Raw genomic sequence first — 397 nt, forward strand, 5'->3', positions numbered from 1 at the left:
AGTAGGAGCAAACTTATATAAGTCGTATTCACTTCCACATCTCTCACATTTCAATCCTTTTTCGACATGAGTAGGTTGATATTTTTTCAAGCTTTCGTTTATCTTTTCGCTGAATAGTGGTTTCATAATATCCCCCTAATCCCAATAACTTTCGTCGTACTTCATGCGTTCCAATTGATCCGTGCCAGTTGGTTGTATTTTTTGATTGAGGTACCCCTCAAATTTACTGCCAAAAAGTGTTTCTGGTCTAAGGTATTTATCGCTATCCGTGTTTAACCATTCAGCTGTTTTGATATCAATCACCTTTTTAAAATCCTCCAACCTAAAATCTTGATTCCATCTTGCTTTAATAAAATCTTTTGTTTTAGCTGTATTATGTTTAAAATGCTTTCCTGCT

General features: G+C 34.8%; 1 protein-coding gene and 1 pseudogene. Both read right to left on the reverse strand.

Annotation, left to right across the window (positions count from 1 at the left end):
* A pseudogene (locus tag FPQ13_RS13205) lies at positions 1–126 on the reverse strand (DNA replication protein DnaC); the annotation flags it as partial.
* 9 nt (positions 127–135) lie between these two features.
* Positions 136–397: conserved phage C-terminal domain-containing protein (locus tag FPQ13_RS13865; RefSeq protein WP_246065546.1), on the reverse strand; the 262-nt coding region annotated here is incomplete at its 5' end.

The organism is Allobacillus salarius (genome assembly GCF_007559425.1).
Classification (GTDB): domain Bacteria; phylum Bacillota; class Bacilli; order Bacillales; family Alkalibacillaceae; genus Allobacillus; species Allobacillus salarius.